The organism is Oceanobacillus indicireducens, assembly GCF_014647195.1.
GTDB classification, from domain to species: domain Bacteria; phylum Bacillota; class Bacilli; order Bacillales; family Amphibacillaceae; genus Oceanobacillus; species Oceanobacillus indicireducens.
Genome location: NZ_BMOS01000027.1, coordinates 1 through 22,311 on the forward strand (window position 1 = coordinate 1; position 22,311 = coordinate 22,311).

At 42.5% G+C, this 22,311-nt stretch carries 21 protein-coding genes and 1 tRNA gene; 1 reads left to right on the forward strand and 21 read right to left on the reverse strand.

Translation table 11 applies throughout. From position 1 onward, the window contains the following. Positions 1-323 precede the first annotated feature (323 nt). The 14 genes from lysS to spoIIE all read right to left on the reverse strand — a co-directional run bounded on the left by lysS (position 324) and on the right by spoIIE (position 16,130). On the reverse strand, positions 324-1,808 hold the full coding sequence (gene lysS / locus IEX94_RS14955) for a lysine--tRNA ligase (protein ID WP_156857398.1): 1,485 nt from the start codon (positions 1,806-1,808) through the stop codon (positions 324-326). A gap of 113 nt (positions 1,809-1,921) precedes the next feature. Next, on the reverse strand, positions 1,922-2,410 hold the full coding sequence (gene folK / locus IEX94_RS14960; protein WP_156857399.1) for a 2-amino-4-hydroxy-6-hydroxymethyldihydropteridine diphosphokinase: 489 nt from the start codon (positions 2,408-2,410) through the stop codon (positions 1,922-1,924). Beyond that, positions 2,410-2,772 carry a dihydroneopterin aldolase gene (gene folB / locus IEX94_RS14965; RefSeq protein WP_156857400.1) on the reverse strand — a complete coding sequence of 121 codons (363 nt, stop codon included), beginning with the start codon at positions 2,770-2,772 and terminating at the stop codon, positions 2,410-2,412. Before folB ends, folK begins: the two co-directional genes overlap by 1 nt. Next, positions 2,765-3,592: a dihydropteroate synthase gene (folP, locus tag IEX94_RS14970; RefSeq protein WP_156857401.1), complete on the reverse strand. Its 828-nt coding sequence runs from the start codon at positions 3,590-3,592 to the stop codon at positions 2,765-2,767. The genes folB and folP overlap by 8 nt, the downstream gene beginning before the upstream one ends. A 265-nt stretch (positions 3,593-3,857) precedes the next feature. Continuing rightward, positions 3,858-4,784, reverse strand: a complete 927-nt coding sequence (cysK, locus tag IEX94_RS14975; RefSeq protein ID WP_156857402.1) for a cysteine synthase A — start codon at positions 4,782-4,784, stop codon at positions 3,858-3,860. A gap of 139 nt (positions 4,785-4,923) precedes the next feature. Continuing rightward, complete coding sequence (locus IEX94_RS14980) at positions 4,924-5,829, reverse strand: peptidylprolyl isomerase (protein ID WP_156857403.1); 906 nt, start codon at positions 5,827-5,829, stop codon at positions 4,924-4,926. A 21-nt stretch (positions 5,830-5,850) separates the two neighbouring features. Continuing rightward, entirely contained in the window at positions 5,851-6,720 is an 870-nt protein-coding gene (gene hslO, locus IEX94_RS14985; protein WP_156857404.1) for an Hsp33 family molecular chaperone HslO, read from the reverse strand. A gap of 13 nt (positions 6,721-6,733) precedes the next feature. Then, on the reverse strand, positions 6,734-7,510 hold the full coding sequence (locus IEX94_RS14990) for a type III pantothenate kinase (RefSeq protein WP_156857405.1): 777 nt from the start codon (positions 7,508-7,510) through the stop codon (positions 6,734-6,736). 152 nt (positions 7,511-7,662) lie between these two features. Next, entirely contained in the window at positions 7,663-9,744 is a 2,082-nt protein-coding gene (ftsH, locus tag IEX94_RS14995; protein ID WP_188858594.1) for an ATP-dependent zinc metalloprotease FtsH, read from the reverse strand. A 104-nt stretch (positions 9,745-9,848) separates the two neighbouring features. Beyond that, positions 9,849-10,391, reverse strand: coding sequence for a hypoxanthine phosphoribosyltransferase (hpt, locus tag IEX94_RS15000; RefSeq protein WP_156857445.1), 543 nt, complete (start codon positions 10,389-10,391; stop codon positions 9,849-9,851). A 28-nt stretch (positions 10,392-10,419) separates the two neighbouring features. Beyond that, complete coding sequence (gene tilS / locus IEX94_RS15005; RefSeq protein WP_156857407.1) at positions 10,420-11,808, reverse strand: tRNA lysidine(34) synthetase TilS; 1,389 nt, start codon at positions 11,806-11,808, stop codon at positions 10,420-10,422. Between the two features lie 57 nt (positions 11,809-11,865). After that, positions 11,866-12,783, reverse strand: a complete 918-nt coding sequence (prkT, locus tag IEX94_RS15010) for a serine/threonine protein kinase PrkT (protein WP_188858595.1) — start codon at positions 12,781-12,783, stop codon at positions 11,866-11,868. Then, positions 12,746-13,486: a vWA domain-containing protein gene (locus IEX94_RS15015; RefSeq protein WP_188858596.1), complete on the reverse strand. Its 741-nt coding sequence runs from the start codon at positions 13,484-13,486 to the stop codon at positions 12,746-12,748. Before IEX94_RS15015 ends, prkT begins: the two co-directional genes overlap by 38 nt. Positions 13,487-13,685: 199 nt before the next feature. Then, a complete protein-coding gene (spoIIE, locus tag IEX94_RS15020; protein ID WP_156857410.1) occupies positions 13,686-16,130 on the reverse strand; it encodes a stage II sporulation protein E in 2,445 nt (814 codons plus the stop codon). Positions 16,131-16,564: 434 nt separating this feature from the next. Here spoIIE and IEX94_RS15025 point away from each other — a divergent pair. Further along, positions 16,565-16,638 (forward strand) — tRNA-Met (locus IEX94_RS15025). Between the two features lie 528 nt (positions 16,639-17,166). On the opposite strand, the gene IEX94_RS15030 is transcribed toward IEX94_RS15025, so the two are convergent. From IEX94_RS15030 to IEX94_RS15060, 7 genes are all read right to left on the reverse strand, one after another. Then, entirely contained in the window at positions 17,167-17,550 is a 384-nt protein-coding gene (locus tag IEX94_RS15030) for a S1 domain-containing RNA-binding protein (protein ID WP_156857411.1), read from the reverse strand. 72 nt (positions 17,551-17,622) lie between these two features. Next, a complete protein-coding gene (locus IEX94_RS15035; protein ID WP_188858597.1) occupies positions 17,623-18,003 on the reverse strand; it encodes a septum formation initiator family protein in 381 nt (126 codons plus the stop codon). A 5-nt stretch (positions 18,004-18,008) separates the two neighbouring features. Continuing rightward, positions 18,009-18,608 carry a spore cortex biosynthesis protein YabQ gene (yabQ, locus tag IEX94_RS15040; RefSeq protein WP_188858598.1) on the reverse strand — a complete coding sequence of 200 codons (600 nt, stop codon included), beginning with the start codon at positions 18,606-18,608 and terminating at the stop codon, positions 18,009-18,011. Next, a complete protein-coding gene (gene yabP / locus IEX94_RS15045; protein WP_188858599.1) occupies positions 18,605-18,910 on the reverse strand; it encodes a sporulation protein YabP in 306 nt (101 codons plus the stop codon). Before yabP ends, yabQ begins: the two co-directional genes overlap by 4 nt. Positions 18,911-18,962: 52 nt before the next feature. Next, positions 18,963-19,217 carry an RNA-binding S4 domain-containing protein gene (locus tag IEX94_RS15050; RefSeq protein WP_188858600.1) on the reverse strand — a complete coding sequence of 85 codons (255 nt, stop codon included), beginning with the start codon at positions 19,215-19,217 and terminating at the stop codon, positions 18,963-18,965. Between the two features lie 2 nt (positions 19,218-19,219). Next, on the reverse strand, positions 19,220-20,665 hold the full coding sequence (yabN, locus tag IEX94_RS15055; protein ID WP_188858601.1) for a bifunctional methyltransferase/pyrophosphohydrolase YabN: 1,446 nt from the start codon (positions 20,663-20,665) through the stop codon (positions 19,220-19,222). Beyond that, on the reverse strand, positions 20,662-22,245 hold the full coding sequence (locus IEX94_RS15060) for a putative polysaccharide biosynthesis protein (protein ID WP_188858603.1): 1,584 nt from the start codon (positions 22,243-22,245) through the stop codon (positions 20,662-20,664). Before IEX94_RS15060 ends, yabN begins: the two co-directional genes overlap by 4 nt. Positions 22,246-22,311 lie beyond the last annotated feature (66 nt).

Sequence of the window (22,311 nt, forward strand, 5' to 3'; positions counted from 1 at the left end):
TACCTCTTTTTCATACTGGTTGTTTTGTTCAGTTTTCAAAGAGCAAATTTTGTTTGCCGTTTCCTAACGGCGACTTTTCTAATATACCACGTTAGAAAAATTATGTCAACAACTTTCTTCAAATCTTTTTCGCTGTTTCCATTTAATCCGTTGCAGCTGTTTTGGCAACGAATATAAATGTATCATGTTTGAGTTTTAAATGCAAGGACATTTTTTTAAAAAATACCTAGAAACTTTTCCTTCCTATATATATTACCTAAGAAACAAATACAAAATAAAATACCCAGCTTACTATGAAAGTAAACTGGATATTCCTTTTATATTTATTTCGTACGCATTTGCGGGAATAACAAGACATCACGAATGGATGGTGCATTGGTCAGTAACATTACTAAACGGTCTATTCCTATTCCTAATCCTCCGGTAGGTGGTAAGCCATATTCTAATGCCTCAATAAAATCTTCATCCATTAAGTGGGCTTCATCGTTTCCTGCATCTCTTTCAGCAACTTGGTCTTCGAAACGTTTGCGTTGTTCCATTGGATCGTTCAATTCACTAAAGGCATTTGCATGTTCACGACCAACAATGAATAGCTCAAAGCGATCTGTGAAACGAGGATCCTCTTTATTTGTTTTTGCTAACGGTGACACTTCTACTGGGTGACCGTAGATAAATGTAGGTTGAATGAGTGTATCTTCTACTTTTTGCTCGAAGAATTCATTTAAAATGTGTCCGAATGTCATATTTTCTGTAATCTTTACATTATGTTCTTTCGCCAACTTACGCGCCTCGTCATCTGACAGTTGCTCACGGAAGTCAACCCCGGTTGCTTCTTTCACCGCATCCGCCATATGGAGTCTCTTCCATTCCGGCTTCAGTTCGATTGTGTAATCTCCATATGTGATTTCGGTAGAGCCGAGGACTTCAAGTGCAATATGAGCAATCATGCTTTCTGTAAGTCGCATAATATCTTCATAGTCTGCATATGCTTCATATAGTTCAATCATCGTAAATTCAGGGTTATGACGGGTAGATACTCCTTCATTACGGAAGACTCGCCCGATTTCATATACTTTCTCCATTCCACCAACGACGAGTCGTTTTAAATGTAACTCGATAGCAATTCGCATGTAAAGTTCAATGTCGAGTGCATTATGATGAGTGATAAATGGACGTGCCGCCGCTCCACCAGGGATACTATGCATCATTGGCGTTTCCACCTCAAGAAATCCTTGGCCATTTAGATATTGTCTCATCGCTTGAATGATTTTACTGCGTAGAATGAAAGTTTCGCGACTTTCAAGATTCGTGATTAAATCTAGGTAACGCTGACGATAACGTTGTTCCACATCTTTTAGCCCATGGTACTTCTCAGGTAGGGGACGTAAAGCTTTCGTCATTAATTGAAGTTCTTCCGCTTGAACAGAAAGTTCTCCGGTATTTGTTTTAAACATTTTACCGGATACCCCAATGATATCTCCAAGATCCAGTGTTTTAAACATTTCATAAACATCATCACCAACCTCGTCTTTACGTACGTAGATTTGGATTTGACCGCTCATATCTTGAATATGCGTGAAGCTCGCTTTCCCTTTGCCGCGTTTTGTCATAATCCGACCTGCGACGACTGCTGGTATAGCTTTTTCCTCTAGCTCTGCTTTAGAAAAAACATCATATTTTTCAATTAAATCCGCTGCTAAATCGGTTCTTTCAAACTTATCACCGAACGGATCAATGCCCCGGTCTTGTAAATCTTTCAACTTATCTCTCCGCACCTGCATTTGTTCTGTAAGTTCTTCTGACACCATCAATCACTCCTGTCTTTGATATATGTAAACAATCAATTATCCTAGAATTTTATTTAAGCGTACCATAACGAAGAAAAACCTACCAGTAAACACCGGCAGAGCCCTTCTTTGAACTAGATCTTCTTTACCGTCTCCAGCTCTTTCTGCGGAAGTTCCGCTAGCTGTTCCCGAACAGTATTACCTGTATCCGGCAAGATAACATCACCTGCAATTTCTGCAAGGGGAACGAGCACAAAGGCACGTTCGGACATGCGCGGATGCGGCAATGTTAAACGGTCTACTGTACTATTTTCTTGATTATAGAGCAAAATGTCAAGGTCTATTGTTCGGGGACCGAAACGGATATCCCGAGTCCGGCCTAGCTTTTCCTCTATTCCTTGTGTCGTATCCAATAACTCAATCGGTTCAAGCAAGGTTTGGATTTCTATTACCATATTTAAAAAATCAGCTTGGTCTAAATAACCGACCGGTTCGGTTTCATAAATCGAGGAACGCTGTTGAATAGCGATTGATTCATGTGCTTCTAGTAAGTTTAAAGCTTCACTCAAATAGAAATCCCGCGGCTCGATATTTGTTCCAAGTGCGATATATACTTTATTCATTATTTTTTCTCCCTATATATTTCTACGGCGACTGAGTGATATTGTCCATCAATCGGAGGATTCGGTTTAATAACCTGGACACGGCAGGCAGATAACAAATGAAAACTTTCGAGTAGACTCTTCGCAATCGTTTCAGCAACTGTTTCAATCAGATTCTTCGGTTCGCCCTCTACAATGCTTTGAACGATATTAAATACTTCTCCGTAATGAACGGAATCCTCCATCGCATCCGTTGTACCGGCCTGCTGCAAATCGAGAAAGAGTTCAAGATCAACCATAAAGCGCTGACCAAGTTTCCGCTCTTCAGGAAATAGACCATGATAACCGTAGAACTGTAATTGCTTCAAAATTATTTTATCCATGATAAGCTCCTTTTCCAAGCATAGCGTCTGTCATCATTGCAAGTTCTGCATTCATTTTGACGTTATGGACCCGCACCATTTGGACACCCTTTACAATTCCGAGGCAAGTTGTTGCCCCTGTGCCAGTATCTCGCTCTGCCGGTGGAACGTCAAGAATATGACCAATCATTCGTTTCCGCGATGTTGCGAGTAACAATGGATAAGAAAGTTCTTGGAATCGCTCTAGCTGCTGCATGACGAGTAAATCATCCTCTCTAGACTTGGCAAAACCAATTCCAGGATCAAGGATAATATTTTCTTTGGGGATACCAGCCGCTTTAGCAATGGCAATACTTTCTCTAAGGTCCTCTAGCATATCCTCAATTAGATTGGTGTAATTTTCATCGGTCCGGTTATGCATCAATATAATTGGTACCTGATGTTTCGCTGCAACTTTAGCAATATCAGGATTTTTCTTTGCTCCCCATATGTCGTTAATGATATCCGCTCCAGCTTCAATTGCCGCTTCAGCTGTATCTGCTTTAAACGTATCTACCGAAATTGGCACATCTACTTTCGCTTTAATTGCTTGAATGACTGGAACAATCCGGAAGATCTCTTCTTCACTCGTAACCGGTATGTGCCCAGGACGAGTCGATTCTCCACCGATATCGATAATATCTGCCCCTTCTTCAACCATTCGAACTGCTTGTGCAACAGCCTTTTCCACCGTAGTATAGCTGCCACCGTCCGAGAAGGAATCAGGGGTTACGTTCAAGATTCCCATAATATGGGTTCGCTCCTGTAAATGCAACTGTTTCGTTCTTGTTTTTAAAATCATACCTTCTCCTTCTCCTTCTCCTCATCATCACTTTATTCCTATATCCTATCATATTCCTAAAACACAGGCATCTGTTTCCCGCGCATTAACGGTCTGTAATACCCCACTGAATGAGTTTCACTTTATTAATTCCCCAAAAACAAAAGAATAGCATCCAACGTAGAGAATAGCTAGCATATATAGTTATTCTCAGCTGCCACTCTATAGTCTTCTATACAAAAAAGGATTAACAGATTCAATCTGTTAATCCTCGTCATCAAACTTCTTATTCTTCATCAAATTGATATAGTGCGGTGGATAAGTAACGTTCCCCATTGTCTGGTAAAATAGCCAAAACCTTCTTACCCTTACCTAACTTATCTGCAACTTTTAGCGCTGCTGCCACTGCTGCCCCGGAGGAAATTCCGCCGAGAATACCATTTGTAATTGCAAGTTTACGGGATACTTCAAACGCCTCGTCATTCTCAATTTGAATGACCCCATCGTATAGCTCTGTGTCGAGTACTTTCGGTACAAAACCTGCACCTATCCCTTGAATCTTATGCGGGGACGGAGATCCGCCGGATAGCACCGGTGAGTCCTTTGGTTCTACAGCGAATAATTGCACTCCTTCAAAGTGAGATTTCAGCACTCTACCTGCACCTGTAATCGTTCCACCGGTTCCAATACCGGAAATGAATGCGTCAAGACCATCTTTCATTTGACGGGTGATCTCTTTTCCTGTTGTTCTTTCATGGATTTCCGGGTTTGCCGGGTTATCGAACTGCTGTGGCATGAAATAGCCGTGCGCTTCCTTCAGTTCATTAGCTTTACCGATTGCGCCTTTCATTCCATCCGCGCCCGGTGTAAGAACGAGTTCAGCACCATATGCGCGCAATAGATTACGACGCTCCTGACTCATCGTGTCTGGCATGACAAGAATAGCTTTATACCCTCTTGCCGCTGCTACCATCGCAAGTCCAATTCCAGTGTTTCCGCTTGTCGGCTCGATAATTGTATCTCCGGGCTTTAAATCCCCCGACTCTTCTGCAGCTTCAACCATTGCTACAGCAATCCGGTCTTTTACCGAGCTTCCTGGGTTCATGAATTCAAGTTTTACATAAACATCTGCTGAATCTTCGCCTGTCAGATTGTTTAACTTCACGATTGGTGTTTCACCGATTAATTTGGTAATATCATTTGCCACACGCATGTGATCACTCCTAATCCCTAGCATTTTTGTATGAATTGTTAATTACAATGTATGTTTAATTTATCGATTTGTCAACCATTTTAACGTATTCACTCATTGAATTAGCTGATTCGTTCCATGTTGTGGGCGGACCATGTATTTAGTTACCGTAGAGCCAATCTATTTCATGTTTTTCCCAAAGTGGGGCGGCTTGAAGCGGAAGATTCCCTTCATGCAGGGCAAGTTCATTTTCTACGTAAGGTTTAATTTCCTCATAGCTGAACTTGATTTTCGGAAGAGATTGATGTAAATAGATAATACCGACCCCGTTACCTGTTGTAAAAGGGGTACTATAGGAGTGCTCTTCCATCTCATTTGCAATTTCTTCATAACCATCCGGGAAGAACTGGCTGTTCGTATTGATGAAACCAAGATAGCCCCCGCTATTTTTTGTTTCTTCATCTATGGAATATTCCCTTGCCAGCTGGTCAAAATTCGCTCCCTGTTCAAGCTCCCCATGGATTTTTTCCGCTGTTTCCATATCCGATACAAGAATATGGGATAGCTGCATGGCCGGACTGAAATCATATTGATTCTTATACACGTCATAATACTCTTCCACTTCACCTTCCGGAATGGAAATATCTTCTGTCAGTAAAAACTCAAGCTGGTAGCGATAAACAATCTCTTCCCGCCATTTCTCCTCCGCCTTTGCAAGTTCATCTTCTGCAAGCGGTCCTTGCATGGATGTCAGATAAGCAAGTTCTCTTTCAATGACCTTCTCACTGATTTCAATGTGCTTCTCATTGGCCAATTTGGAAACGAGGTGGCGATCAATTAATGATTGCAGCGTCTTTTCCCCATGGGTTTCGCGAAGAGCAGTCATCCATTCTGCATAAGTTATATCTTCTCCGTCAATCGTTGCAACAGGTTCATTGCTTCTAATGGCCGTTTCTTCACCGTCTTCACTCACAATTACATTCTCATTTTGATTCATGAACAGGAGAGTGGCTATGTTTGTAATAAGGAGGACCGTGATAATTCCCCATAATAATTTTCTTGACATACGATTCCCTTTCTCCCTCGTTTATTGTTTCAACTCTTCTAATTCTTCTGTTGTAAAATCATACTTTTCATTACAGAAGTGACAGGTTGCACTTGCTCCACCGTCTTCCTGGATCATGGCATCAATTTCCTCGTTGCCAAGACCGCTTATCGCATTTGCAATTCTTTCTCTTGAGCAGCGGCAGCGGAATTCAAGGGGCATCTTCTCATGAATTGTAAACTCTTCACCTTCGAACAGTTTTTCCAAGAGTTGTTCTGGTGAGTATCCTTCTTCAATCAACTTGGAAATTGGCGGGAACGCTTGAATCTGTTCCTCTAACCGTTCGATTACCTCTTCATCCGCACCAGGCATGACTTGCACAATGAATCCGCCAGCCGCAAGAATGGTATGATCCGGGTTTACTAACACACCTGCTCCGACCGCTGAAGGAACTTGTTCTGATGTCGCAAAATAATACGTGAAATCTTCACTAATTTCGCCTGAAACAATCGGAACCTCGCCTGTAAAATGGTCTCTCAATCCAAGATCTTTCACAACACTTAAATTACCTGACGTTCCTACAGCTCTAGCAACATCCAACTTACCTTTGTCATTTAATTCAAAGTCTACGTGCGGATTCGTAACATAGCCGCGCACATGACCAGATGCATTCGCATCTACGACAATCGCTCCAAGTGGTCCGCCGCCTTCAATTTTAATTGTATTGGAGTTGTCATCTTTTAGCATCGCTCCCATCATAGCAGCAATCGTCAGGGTTCGACCTAATGCAGCAGAGGCTGTTGCCCAAGTATCCTGTCTTCTCCTTGCCTCCTCCACTGTCGCAGTAGATGTTGCTGCATATGCACGGATTCTCCCGTTATAAGCAGTTGTCTTTATTAAATAATCCTTCATGTTCGTATCTCCTTTAACGAATATCTTTTAACCTGCGATAAATAATGTTCAATCCTTTTAGTGTCAGATGGCGATCTACCACATCAATTGTTCGTGAACCCTTCCCGATTAAACCAGATATCCCGCCGGTAGCAATTACCTGAACATCTTGATTAATATCCTCTTTCACTCTGTCAACTATACCATCTACCAAGGATACATAGCCGTTATATATTCCGGACTGCATCGCTTCAACTGTTGATGTTCCAATAACTTTCTCCGTCCCCTTGATTTCAATCTTCGGCAGTTTGGAAGCTTTACTATACAATGCTTCCATGGAAATATTAACTCCCGGAGAAATGATGCCACCGTGATAAGAGCTATTCTCATCGATGTAGCAAAAAGTGGTCGCCGTTCCAAAATCAATCACAATAACCGGCGCCCCGTAATTTTCTATCGCACTTACCGCGTTGACAATCCGGTCTGCCCCGACCTCCTTAGGATTAGGGTAACTCATGTTAATATATTTAGAAATATCCTGCTTCCCTACCACGACTGCATCAATTCCGAAATAATTCCGGCTCATTTTTTCCAGTGCATACATAATCGGTGGTACAACAGAAGAAATGATAACTCCATGGATATCGGAAAATGTGATTCCTTTATAGTCGAACAAGGAATGAATGAGTACGCCGAATTCATCCTCTGTTTTATGACGATCGGTTTTAATCCGCCACTCATATAGTAGGTTGTCCCCTTCAAAAACCCCTAAAACGGTATTTGTATTCCCCACATCCAGAACAAATAACATAACAATCAAACCTTCCTATTTTTCTATGTTTAAATATAGCATAGGTAACGGTAAAAAAGAAAACCACAGGTACCCAATATTAGTGTTACACACACTTCAGCTTTTGAGACAGAAAAAGCAGCCATATATTAGCATGGCTGCTTTTTAATTTGTTATTTATCTTTATAATTATTGTCTTCTTCATCTACTGGAGATGTTGGTTCTTCGCCCATGATCGGGTCATTGATATGTCGTTTATTCTCGGAGTCGCCTTTAGCTTCATCTGCATGTTCTTCATGCTTTTTCTCCTCGACTTCTTTTTTCACTTCTTCAAAAGATTTCCCGATCTTTTCTTCATCGTCTTCATCTTCCTTTGAATTGATCGAAACCTTCACATCATCTTCGCCCTCGATATCTTCCAGTGGTTCTGGCAAAACACCTTTATGGAAAAGAGATTCGATCTGACGGCGGTCGAGTGTTTCGACATCAAGGAGTGTCTGAGCGATTAACTCCAACTGTCCGCGGTGCTCAGTAAGGATCTTCTTCGCACGTTCATAACAGTAATTGATGAAGTTCTGCATTTCCTTATCAATTTCATAAGCGATTTTCTCACTGTATGTTTGGTTATTCTGCAAATCGCGACCAAGGAACACATTGCCACCGTCTCCACTGGAGAATTGTAGTGGGCCAATTTCATCACTCATACCATACTCGGTAATCATCTTGTGAGCGATGCTTGTTGCACGCTGGAAGTCATTATGTGCTCCCGTACTCACTTCGCCAAAGATGATTTCCTCGGCGACACGTCCACCAAGCAGTCCGGTTATCTTATCAAACAGTTCCGGTTTCGTCATGAAGTAACGGTCTTCTTTAGGAAGCATGACCGCATAACCGCCAGCCTGGCCTCGAGGTACAATCGTTACTTTGTGTACCACATCTGCATCGTCAAGTACCATCCCGATTACGGTGTGCCCACTTTCATGATAGGCAACAATATTTCTTTCTTTATCCGAAATAACGCGGCTCTTCTTCGCAACCCCGGCAATCACCCGGTCGGTTGCTTCATCGACATCCAGTGAAGATATCGCTTTTCGGTTATCCCTTGCAGCAACAAGCGCTGCTTCATTTAACAGGTTCTCAAGGTCCGCACCAGAGAAGCCTGGGGTACGCTGGGCAATTACTTTCAAATCGACTGTATTATCCAATGGTTTATTACGTGCGTGAACTTTAAGCACTGCTTCCCGTCCTTTAACATCCGGACGGTCCACCATGATTTGACGGTCGAAACGGCCTGGGCGCAGCAAAGCAGGGTCAAGAATGTCTGCACGGTTTGTAGCTGCGATAATAATGATACCTTCATTTGCGTTAAAGCCATCCATTTCAACAAGCAACTGGTTCAATGTCTGTTTTTTAATGATACGGCGACCACCGAGACCCGTACCACGTTGGCGTCCTACTGCATCAATCTCGTCAATAAAGATGATACATGGCGCATTTTTCTTCGCGTTTTCAAATAGATCACGTACACGGGATGCACCGACCCCGACAAACATTTCAACGAAGTCCGAACCACTAATAGAGAAGAATGGAGTTCCCGCTTCCCCTGCGACGGCACGGGCAAGTAATGTTTTACCTGTTCCTGGCGGTCCTACTAAAAGAACCCCTTTTGGAATTCGAGCACCGACTGCCGTGAATTTACGTGGATCTTTCAGGAATTCCACAACTTCAACTAATTCCTGTTTCTCTTCATCCGCTCCGGCTACGTCTTTGAAACGCACCTTTTCCTTTTCGCCGGAAACCATCTTAGCCTTACTTTTCCCGAAGTTCATCACACGGCCGCCACCGCCGCCACCTTGTGCTTGACTAAGAATGAATAAGAAAAATAGACCTATTAATAGGAAGGGAACTAAAGTCGTAAGGAATGTAACCCATGGACTTGGCCGTTCTTCTTCCTCTGCAGTTAATATACTTTGATCTCTTGCAATTGTTGTAATTTCAGCAATTACATCTGTGTTATCTGGTACTTGGGCAACAAAAGATTGGCCACCATCATTCAATGTACCGAAGAAACGGACGATTCCGTTTGCCGGCTGCAGTGTCAATTCTTTTATTTCACCATTATTTAAAGCACTTATAAATTGCTCCACATCATATTGTTCACTTTCTTCTCCTGGGCCATTTATGATGCCGAATACGCCGATTATGACGAAGAAAATCAGGACCCAAAAGAACACATTACGAAATATCTGACTCATTGCTTACCTCCTCCCATACCGGGAAAAACTATATTACATAGTACCATATGAAAAAGTCATTACACAACTAATTTAGCTTTATCATCCATTTTTATTTTTCAGGACTATTTTTCCTGATAAATCTCTTCTTTTAACACCCCGATATACGGAAGGTTTCGGTAACGTTGGTCATAATCTAAACCATAACCGACGACGAAAGCATCCGGTACTTCAAATCCAACCAAGTCTGCGGATATCGCAGCAGTGCGCCCTGATGGTTTATTCAGCAGGGTTACAATTTTAATAGAATTCGCTTTCCGGTACTTGAAGAGGTCGACTAAATAACTAAGCGTCAGTCCGCTGTCAATAATGTCCTCAATAATAAGCAGGTCGCGCCCTTCTACTTTTGTATCCAAGTCCTTTACAATTTTGACTTCCCCACTTGACTTCGTTCCGCTTCCATAGCTCGACACATCCATAAAATCGAGTTCCACATGGATATCCATGTGGCGAACGAGGTCCGACATAAAGGGTAGAGCACCTTTTAATACACCAATTGCAAGGGGAAACTTGCCATCGTATTCTGTAGAAAGCTGTGCTCCGATTTCTTTACATTTTGCCCGAATTTCTTCTTCTGTAATTAGAATATCCTTTATATCCTTATGCATACTGTCCTTTAGCATCCTTATCCTCCTACTAGTTGCCTTTATCCAATTGAATATATATAAACTGCTTAGCATTTACTTCTCTTCGTACACCTTTTTTTAATCCAATTAACCAAAGTATATGATCATCGTCATCCACGACGATAGGCCACGTTTCACGTTCATGAAGGGGAACTTTTGCATCGATAAAGATATCTTTCAGCTTCTTTGTTCCTTGGAGCCCTTTCCAGCTCATCCGGTCTCCATTTTTACGCGTTCTCACATGAAGAGGTAAGGTAACCTCTTTCGTGGGAATATAGAGCGAGAAGGGGTGGGCTCTATCACGTGTTGCTGTATATGTAGCTGTAAGTACCGATCCGTTTGGCAAGTATGTTTTGCCGGGAATGGTTAAGGTTAGGTTAAAGGACTGCTGCCCGGGATTATTCGCTTCGAAGTAAAGTGTCAGTCTGTCATATGCCCGATTCAGCTTCAAACCGTGCGGGAAATCTAGGGTTGCGTTCCCAGTGCGGCTTTTAATGAGGGTAAGAAATTGCTCCTCATGTTCATAAGAAAGTTGATTGGGTAATATTTCATACAGATAGTTCAATATTAGATGAAAGGCGCGTCTTTGTAAAGATTGGGAGTACTTTTTAAATAAATTAATTTCAACTGTTACCTGCCGCTTTCCCTTTTCAAAAATTACCGCACGTTGAAGTACTTTTTCCGCCTCTTTTTGCAGGAATTCTTCATCTTCCGCAAGCGTCATACTAAGATGCTGTGCTGTCACCTGGATATTTGTATTGCGTTCCTTTAGCAGCGGAACGACATGGTGGCGGTAATAGTTTCTCGTAAAATCACTTTCCAAATTCGTTGCATCGATCCGCGGCTTGATTTCGTTCTCTGCGCAGTAAGATTCTATCGCTTCTTTTGTAACAGCAAGGAGTGGCCGGATAAGCATTCCCCTCCCAATTGGACGTGTAATCGGAATTCCTTGGAAAGCTTGGGAAGATGCAGTCCGAACAAGTTTCATGATAAGCGTTTCCACCTGGTCATCCCCATGATGACCTAAAGCAAGATAGTCGGCTTCAAGATCTGCCATTTTCTCTTCAAAAAACTGATACCGAATTTTTCTTGCTGCGACTTCCGTACTAAGCCGCTCCTTATCCGCAAATGCCTGCACATCAAAGGAGGCACCATGAAACGGGATGCCCCAGCTTGCGCAAATATTCTTCACATAAATAAAGTCATCCTCCGCATCCTTCCCACGCAGCTGGTGATTAAGAGAAAGGGCATGTATATCCAACTCCCATTCCTTCCTCCACTTCACCAACAAATGCAATAGACCGATGGAATCCGGTCCGCCCGAGACTCCGACAAGTACCCGCGCGCCTTTATGTAAAAGCCGATGTTTTTTAATAAAGGATTGTACTTCTTTTTCCATTTCCTCGCTCCGTCCATAATCGATACTGTTCTTATCTTATCATAGTTACCGCTGCCTCTAAAAGCACAATGAGGTAAGGATGGAAAGGATACTAAATAGGAAAATCCACATGGCCTCCGATAAGCCGATTTTCCCTGTTTTACTTCTGCTCTGATTTTTCCGGGAAAAGATAATTTGTTTTAATTCTCGCTGCATTTCAGCACTTGTTGTATATTTGCCGGTAATTGCCTTCTTTAGCACAGGTGCGTAGGGTTGTAGTGCTTTCACTTTATCGATCTTTTTAAATAAAAGATTTGCTCTCTTCGTTTCTGGCCGCGCGAACCGCTGTGGGTAGAAGATTTCGAGGAAGATGATTGCAACCGAGAATAAATCATAGCTTGGTTCAGCTCGTCGGGAACCAAGACCCCAATATCCTCGGTCGTAAAACTCGGTATACTCTTTAATGGCCCGTCCGATTTGTGTCACCCCACCAACATCAATCCAGCGAATCTTCGGTGGCGCTTGGCTAATCAGGAGATTGTCAGTCTTCAAATCCCCAAACACCCAACCTGCTTTATGGAGCTTTTCCAAATCCTCTAAAAGTTGGACCATAAGCAGACCGAGCCAGCTTGCCCCATTTTTCCTGAAAAATTGCTGCATGCTCTCACCATGCACATATTCCATAACATAGAATGTATATGTTTGCCTGTTCGGTGCAAGCCAATCGTCCACATCTAATAAAGCAGGCCCAAGAAGATTCCCTCGGACCTGCTTTAATGCTTTTAACACATTGACCTCCAAGGTCATCGATGTTTGTTTTTCACTTATTTTGAGAGCGGCTGTCTGTTTCCCGAATTGACAAAGGTAGACAGTACCAATCGCCCCTTCGCCGATCTTCCGTTTGATCAGATAACTGTTTCCTTTAAACTTCCCTTGAATCTGAGTCCCTGAAGGTATACTAGTAACCTGTTTCTTCCAGGCCCGGTTCATCGCCATGACGGATACTCCTTAATAAACCCTTTTTACCGAACTGATAGATAGCCTCCCGAAGAGCGGGACCGGTCGGAGTGATTCCACCACTGGTTATCTTCGGGAATACCGATGAGATCGAATCCAGCTTCGGTGTCCAATCGAGCACCTTCTGGATATTTTTCCTTTTCCCTGGGAAGCTGTAGATGGTGAAGCGATTTTTTCCCGCCCGGGCATTGAGACTAATGGAGAGATCAATCAAAGCTTCCTTCACCATCTGGAGCTTATGATGCATGCTCGCGCTTGTATCTAGCAAAATCAATACCTCAAGATCAGTAGTTTCCCCCAACTCCTCGACTACTTCAATAATTTCACCGCGTTTTTCGGGTTCGAGGTCCTCAAGGCGCTGGTCTTTTCCAAGAATTTGTTTTAGCTCCTGATTAACAAAACCTTGCAATGTCTCGTTCATCGCTTGCTTCGTCACCATCTGGACAGTCTGGGATAATGCTTCACTATAAACGAGTTGACTTACTCCGCCCCCTGATAGAGCGATATCTTCTACTTCCTCAAGACCATGACTGTCTTCATTCTCATCATGATCAAGAATTCCAATAACGTTCACAGTAATCCCCTGCTCGAAAGCAAGGGCCGCTGTTGCCGCCGGATCCTCTCCGTAGTTCGAGCACCCATCCGTTAACAATAAAATTTGCCTTAATGTTCCTTTTTTCATTACGTTACCCTCCCGTTTCCTAGTTTTACTAGCATCACCAGAAAACAGATAGGATATACTTAGCCAAGTGCTTTATTTAGGCAAAGTGAAACTTCATTCAGTGGCGGGTTCATCCTCCACCGAATATTAGATGAACCAATCGAGCCGTTACCTTCAACTCCCTCATAGAATTATAGAACCTTCTTGAAGTTGGAATTTATCAACCAGTTACACTGCGATAAATCGGAACTGACGCCCATTTCGGCTGGTTCTTTTTAATCTTCGCAACAAGAACGGTCATATCATCATCGATTTCTCCCGATTTTGTGCGAATCACCTCCTCTAGTAAAAGATCTGCGATTTCCTGTGGATCTTCCGTCTTCATTTCTTTTAGTGTCCGCTTCAACCAAAGATCTGTATTTTCCACATGTCTAGGACCATCGAACACCCCGTCACTAATCATAATTAACAGATCCCCAGAAATGAGCTGGTCACTTACAATATCAATATCAACATCGTGGAGAATCCCCATCGGTAAATTACCCGCTTCTATCTTTAATATTTCATCCCCCCGTTTCACAAAGCTTGGTGATGCACTAACCTTAAGGAACTTCACCATCGCATGGTTCAGATCAATAACAGCTAGATCCAACGTGGCAAACATTTCATCAGTTGTGCGCAGGGCAAGTATCGAATTGATCGATTTAATCGCCACTTTTTCCGGAATACCGATTTGTAAGATTTGCTGAAGCAGACGAAGCGTTTCCTCACTCTCCTCATGGGCTCTTCTACCATTTCCCATCCCGTCACTAATCGCCATGGCATACTTTCCTTCACCAAGTTCCATCGTTTTAAAGCTATCACCGGAAATGAAGCCACCACCTTTCGCCGCATTGGCTGCTCCTGTTTCCACAATATATTCTTTCGCCGACCCGAAAGACAAGTAGCTGTACCCATTTGGGAATGGAGAGATTTCTTCATCTTTTACAACGATCATTTCCCCCAAAATATCTGTCAGTACGGGAGCAATGAGTTTCTCCCCTTCCCCATGATAATCATAGAAGGAGACCATTATTTCAATATCGACACTCCCTTTATTCAGCTGATAGATATCCAATTTTTCCAATTCAATACCGAGTCCTTTTAATGCTTCGATAATTTGCAGTTCTTGTTTTTCATGATGTTCCCTTTCTTTTAAAATCTCATTGGCAAAGTCATCCATCACTTCAGAGACACCAAATAGTTGATCGGCCACAATTCGCTTGCTTTCCAAGACCTGTCTCCTGAGGTGATCGTTCGCCATATAGAACGTCATCTCCTCCTTCATGACTTCAAGCGTTTTCTTCGATTTGACACAATGATTCTCAAACTCCTTTCTGATTTTCAAGCTCGGTTCTTGATTTTTCGCATAGGCTTCCTTGACCCCCTCCATAAGCTGATACGTTTTATCGAAATCCTTCTCCCAGCAGCGTTCCTTCATGAAGCAACTCTGGCATGTCCTTTCCGTCACCTGACTAAGAAATTGATCGGTATCCCGTTTCTTTGCCAAGTGACTGGATGGATCACTTTCACCCACGGCGAAACTGCGGGCAAGTGCATCGAACACACCGGAAAACTGTTTCACCCGTTTTGCCGTCACATCACGCACCTTCTGAGAGTATTGCTGCTGTTCCTGTGCATGTTCTTCCGTTCCTGGTATGTAACGAGAGATACTTGAAAACCAGCTTGCCGGTGTAATAAAGAAGAGGAAAATAGCAATAAATGACTCGGTTAGCGAATGGGCTAAGGTAAAACTCTCTCCGTAGATGACGATAAGTAAAGTCCCGACCAATAAACCGGCTGCGACACCAAACTTCCTCCCTTCTTTTAATAAACCTCCTAATAGTCCCGAAAAAGCTAGTAAACTCATCTGAAATAGATTGGCCACATTGGCAAGGGATAAAATTAAACCGACAACGACACCGACAGTAGAACCAATCGCTGCCCCGCCGACATAAGCAAAGACTAAAACAAAGTAACGGGCAAATATTTGCTCTAATGCAGCTCCATAGATAACCCAGCCAATTGTGCCGGTTAAAATCGAGGCAATTAAAATAATCATACAGACAATCTCTTCATTTCTTAGAGCCGGTTTATATCTTTTTGGTGATAATAAAGGAATGCTCTGCATAAAGATAAGTACAAGCACCGCACCAAGCACACCTTCCACAACAATGAGCAGCCATTCATAAGACGTTATGGGTCCCTGCAGCGAATATAAGAAAATACGCGGCAGCATCGTCGCAAACCCAACTGCAAAAGGAAGTATTAATTTCTCCCTGTTAAGTTGCATGAATATCGCGAGAAGGATTAGAAATACAAGAACAGAAAGCATAATGAACCCAGTGTGTTCAAATGAATAAGTCACCGCTCCTAAAGAAATGGCTAACAGCGCATGTAACGTTTTCTTACGTTGCATCAGCCATACACTTGCAAGAAATGCTAGAGCAAACGGAGAAACTGCTGATAAAATGACTGCCCTCCCCAGTAAAAAGCCTATCATCACTAACAACAGGCCTCGATCGATAAACAATACTTTCGCCTTTGTTTTCCATGGATGCTGTTTCTTCTTCTGGACCTTTTCTTTCCAACCGACATACCCCGCCGGTTCCACCGATTGCATCATTCACCATCACTCCATTCTTTTCTGTTTAGTAAACCATATTCAGAAAACTTTTGTTGTCAAAATTTCAGTGCTCGTCCTAAAAATCGTTCGACGGAAAGAGATAAAGAACCCAAGATTAAGGCACGAACGCCTGTCTGCTTCTAATCTAGTAAACTCGATGGCAGCAGCGAGAAGTCGGTAGAATGGAAGCTGCCAGAAATCTGCAGAAATGATGAATGTTTGACGAATAAGTGGGAAAGAAGGAGTTAGGCGCGTGGGATTCGGGCGTGGATTTGTGAACTTCGGTATTTTAGTTGTTAACTTCAGCGAATACTTTTTGAACTTCAGCATCTTCATGATGAACTTCAGCAATTCCACTGTGAACTTCAACATTCTTTAAAAAATCATTGACATAATCTTATTCTTGTTGTATTATAAATCTCGTTGACAATTTTGGCGGCGTAGCTCAGCTGGCGAGAGCGTACGGTTCATACCCGTAAGGTCGTGGGTTCAATCCCCTCCGCCGCTATATTCAAAAGCTGAAAAGCGCGGTTGGGGACTTTCAAACTGGACTGCGGTGAAGGAAGATAAAGGAAACACGGTGAGGTAACGAACCGATGTTGACTTTCACCACAAGGGTATAAGGGCGACTAAGCCTCTGGCAGAGCCAATCGGCAAGTCTACTTTATCGACCGGAAGCGTAGGAAGTTTGAACAGTCCCTGCGCTCGGAAGCTAGACGATACAAAAGTAAAAAAGACCGGTCAGGGACTGACGAATTGGACTGTGGTGCAGGAAGATAAAGGAAACACGGTGAGGCAACGAACCGATGTTGACTTATCGACCGGAACCACAGGAAATTCGTGCAGTCCCTGGTCTTTTTTACTAGACGTAACAAAAGTAAAAAAGACCGGTTAGGGATTTCCACGCAATTCCCTAACCGGTCTTTTTGGTTCCATCTATCACATCAATAAAACACAAAGCAGCAGACCCATCTTCTAGATGAATCTGCTGCTTCTCTATCACAGAGCATTGTAATTTCCTTCGGGCAGCAAACTATTAACCGCGCTTAGCACCTCGACCTCCACGCTTGGATTCCGTATGCTTCTTAAGTGAGGCTAGACGATCTTCAGAATCCTTAAGGAAACGACTCATTTTCGATTCGAAACTTTCTTGACGCTCTTTTACATTCTTTTGGCGAACCGGACGTTCCTTTGCCTTCTTTATTGATAGGCCGATTTTACCATCCTTCTCGACATTGATTACTTTAACTTCAACAGTATCGCCAACACTTAAGTGATCGTTAATGTCCTTTACATAATTGTCAGCAACCTCACTAATGTGGACCAGGCCTGTTTTACCTTTCTCGAGCTCAACAAACGCTCCAAAATTTGTGATTCCTGTAACCTTACCTTGCAGCTTGCTGCCTACTTCGATTGACATAAAAAAAATGCTCCTCCTTAAAAGTTTGAGTGAAATTCTCTACATATAGTATATGTCTGTTCATGTAAAGTGTCAATATGACGGGTCTTCATTCGGAAGTTTAAAGATTAATTCTCCCTTTTTTGTAAAAAAGTAATTCGTTCTGGCGATATCCAAGACATATTCTTCATCATTTAATAGTTCAATTTCCTCAAGCAGTTGTTCTTCTTCCTGCTGTAACCCCGCTAACTCGGATTGCAGCTGCTCGTATTCCTCCGTTTTTTCGGCATGTAGTGCCCGTTGGTTCCAATGATAGACTCCCATAAAACCAATAATCAACACTGTCACAAGGGAAGATAGAACAAGACGACGAATTAAGCGCTTCTTCTTGCGTTTCTGTCTTTCTATGTATGCATCATACTGTTGTACATAGTTCGAATCTATTCTCGTTACCCTTTCTCTTTCTGCGGACAATCATCCTACCTCCTTTTAAACGTGGCATACTTTAAGCCCTTTTTTAATATATCTCTTATTGTACTATAAATTGGATATAATTTGTGTAAAAATTTAATAAGATTTTCAGGGATAATGGGTTTAAGTAGCTTTCCGATTAATAAGAACGGAAATAGGATAACTTTCAATAGAATTGCCAGTATCTTTACTATCATATTTAAAAGAAATAGGATGATGCTAGCACATAGAAGAAATATCCACTTAAGCGGTGTGACAATAAGAATGAAGAATACTTGTTTGAAAAACTTAAAAACCGCACGAAATACCGAAATCAATCGTTCCAGCCCCCGCCGGTAGACAGTTTTCAATAAGGCTTGATAAAATGAAAAACCTAACAGACAAGCTAAAAATATATAAAAGCGAATTTCCCCTGAATTGACGAGAAATAAAAGGTAGAAAACAATAAGAGTCTGTAAAAGCCAAAAGCCAATTTCAAAAGAATAGCTGATGATTGGTCGCTTTTTCCAATGAACGGAAATACGCCGGAACGTGTCCTGGGCAAGCCCTAAGTAAATTCCACTTAGCACCATAACAGCCATTGTCGTAAATTGCACGGAGAGCGTCATCGGAATAACTTGCTAAGGAATCCCTTAGCTTTCTCCCCGCTTGCTTCATCAATATAAGAAAACTCATAAATTTTTCCTTTTATCGTTACATTGCCAGCATTGACATCAAGGTTTTTCAACTGAAGGTTTTGTCCGCGGATGATGAGATAGCCTTGCACGGTTTCTAACAGAAATTCTTCATTATCAAAGCTATCGACTTCCTTGACGCCACTTATTTCAAGCGTTTTGCGGTTCACGAGTCTTACCTGATGGTCTAAATCTGTCCGATTATTATTAGATGGATAATTCCCTAAGTCATTCATAATAAAACCTCCTTCTCATTGTAATTTATGAGAGGAGGGACAAGTATAGAACTTATATTTTTTCTTCTTTTACGACGGTATATAATGTTTCAGCTTCGCCTTTTCTTACCGTTTCCCTTGTATCGTTCACTTGGACAGTGACAAGCTTCTGTCCAAATTCGATCGTGAGGGTGTCACCAGGGGCGATCGTCGTTGATGCCTTCGCTTGGTTACCATTTACCGCAATCCTGCCTTGTTCAGCAACTTCTTTTGCAAGTGTCCGACGTTTTATCAACCGGGATACTTTTAAAAATTTATCTAAACGCATTGTTATTCCCTCTCCTTTGCTTCTTGCCAGTACGCTTCCATCTCGTCTAGCGTTGCTTCTTCCAATCTTTTCCCTTTTTCTTTGGTTCTTTGTTCCACATACGTAAATCTTGAAGTAAACTTCTGGTTCGTGCGATTCAAGGCAACTTCCGCATTAATCTGATAAAACCGCGTCAGATTAGCAATGACAAATAGAACATCACCAAACTCATCCTCGATATCTTCACGTTTTCCACTTATAATCGCTTCTTCGACTTCCTTTATCTCTTCTTCAAGCTTGGCCCAAACGTCTTTTACCTCAGCCCAGTCGAAACCGACCTTCGCTGCCTTTTGCTGAATTTTCGCTGCTTTTGCAAGTGCTGGTAGATGCTTCGGAACTCCCGCCAGGACGGAATTCCTTTGTTTACCCTTTTCCTGTTCCTTCAGCGCATCCCAATTCGTAAGCACTTCATCTGCCGAATCAACTTGAACATCACCGAAAACATGGGGATGACGATGAATCATCTTTTCAGTAGCCGACAGGATGACATCATCAATTGAAAAATATCCCGAATCTGTGCCAATTTGACTATGGAGGACGACATGCATGAGAAGATCGCCGAGTTCCTCCGTAATATTCTCATCATCTTCTTGATCAATCGCATCAATCAGCTCGTATACTTCCTCAATTGTATGAGCTCGCAAAGATTCATGTGTCTGCTTCTGATCCCACGGGCAACCTCCAGGCCCACGCAGTGCAGCGATTACTTCCACAAGACGGGTAAAGCGGTGGGATAGTTGTTCATGATTAATTGGCGGAACATAAACACTTGTCAGGTTATTAACCTCAATAGATCTGTCCAGATCTTCCAACCTGAGCTTCGTAAGTTTTTCTCGATCCGTCCCAGCCGCTTCCACAATCGTCACTTCATACTCAGGAGGTAAGTCTTCAAGCAAGCTAAGCTTTACTTCTGACGCAATGAAGGAATCATATACTTGGCAAAAGACGAGATGCTGTTCATAATTCAACTGTCTACGCTCAAAGCTCGTCCCGTCGACAAATTGAAATCCATCAATCGGATCAATTCCAAGCGAGGTAAATAGTGCATCCAGATAACTTTGTCCACCCAAAATTTCAACAGGGATCTCCTGTTGCTCCAATAGTAGTTGCACCGTTTGCTCGGCAAGCATCGGGTGCCCAGGAACGGTATAAATGATCGAACCCTCTTTCGCCTCATCCAATAAATGGGCACTGATTTTCTCATAGACACCGGAAAAATCTGCCGTCTCCTCATAAACCTTGTCAAAGGAATGAAAATGGACTCCTTCCTGCTTTAAATCAGCAATAACAGGATGGTCCAACGTCCGTGTGTAGACAACTTTTTCAGTATTTACTAATTTTTTATATACTCCTAACGGAAGCTGATTTAAATCACCAGCTCCAAGGCCAATTACTTCAATTTTGTTCATGGACTCTTCCTCTCCTTATAAATACGCATCCAAACATGCGACCATGGCAACATATTTATTTCCTCGGAAATAAATGTACGCCCGCGCAGTAAAATAAAAAGATAAATACATGCTCCCGTCCCAGCTACAAACCCAACGTAAAGCAAGGAACCGAACCGCGAAAGCTCAGTCGGGACAAATAAATCGATAACAAAAATATATATAAGCATAGCAGAAACAGCAAGTAACAAGGTCGACCAATTGATTTGCCTCATGAGTTTTAATGCCGGCAATTTCAGCTTCAACCCTATGTAGACGAGTAAAGAAAAGCATGCTAAACCTAGAATCGTAGCAAGTGCTGCTCCAGTTATTCCGAAAATTGGCACAAGTAGCCGATTCCCAAACCACTTCATAAAGATTGAAAGGATGATAAAAACAGCTGTCTGCTTTGTCCCGCCGAGTCCTTGTAAGATTGTCGCACAGGTTACTCCGATGGAACTGAGCAAGATCGCAATAACGAGAATCCGTAAATCATTTGTTCCTAGCGTATCCTGATACAATAACATATTTGCTTGAGGCATAATTGCAATTAGACCTGTAGTAGCGCCTACTGCTAAATAAAACCCAATCGCAATACTACTACGGATATGCTGATAAAATGCAGCTTTCGCGTCTTGTAATTTCTGTTGTGAAACAGATGGAATCATCGCTAGCGCAAACGACGAACCAAGCACAGTCCCTAACTGAATGAGCGGCTGGCCCCGATCGAGCACCCCTTTCGCCTCCATTGCCTTAGTCTGCGAGAGTCCATATTCCTGTAAACCGGAAACGAGCGTGAACGCATCAGCAAACTGAAACAGAAGAAGCACCATATGATTGAGCGAAGCAACAAGGCCGAACAGGAGCAATGTCTGAATATAATAACGCCATGGGATTACTGCTTTCTGCAGCTGAACGCTTTGTTCCGACTTGCGAATAAACATAGTTAATAAAAGAATAGCCGCAAGACCGCCACCAATACTTGCAATTGCCGCCCCTTCCCCAATCCGGTAAAGGTCTGCTCCTGTGAAGCTAACGTAAATCGCAACGGCAATAATTAACAATACGCGAAAGAGCTGTTCCCCCATTTGCGAATAAGCGGTTGGCTTCATATTCCCATTTCCCTGAAACACCCCACGGAGCAAAGAAGTAAAAGGGATAAGCAATAAACTCAAGGCTACAAGCTGATAGGCCCGTGTTAAACGAGGATCTCCAATCCAACTTGCTAAACTACCAGCAGAAACAAATAGCAACACGGCTAGTGTTCCTACTACAAGGAGCAGAATAAGAAAGATCGGGAAATAAAAATTAGCAGTCGTCTGGGTGTGACCCTTTTCTTTTGACTCCGCTGTCAATTTCGATATTGCAGATGGGAAACCATATAACGCAAGAATCATCCCCATCCCAAGCAATGGGTACACTTGCTGATAAATATAAAATCCGATATCACCTGTAAGATTCTGGAGCGGAATCCGGTATCCGGCACTCAGCACTTTACTGATCAACCCAGCAATTGTTAAAAGCAAAGCCCCCCGCAGCCAACCTTTACGATCACTACTCATTAAAAAACGTCCCTTACAATACATAATTTGAGTCCATTATACCACTTAAAACACAAAAATGAGCCA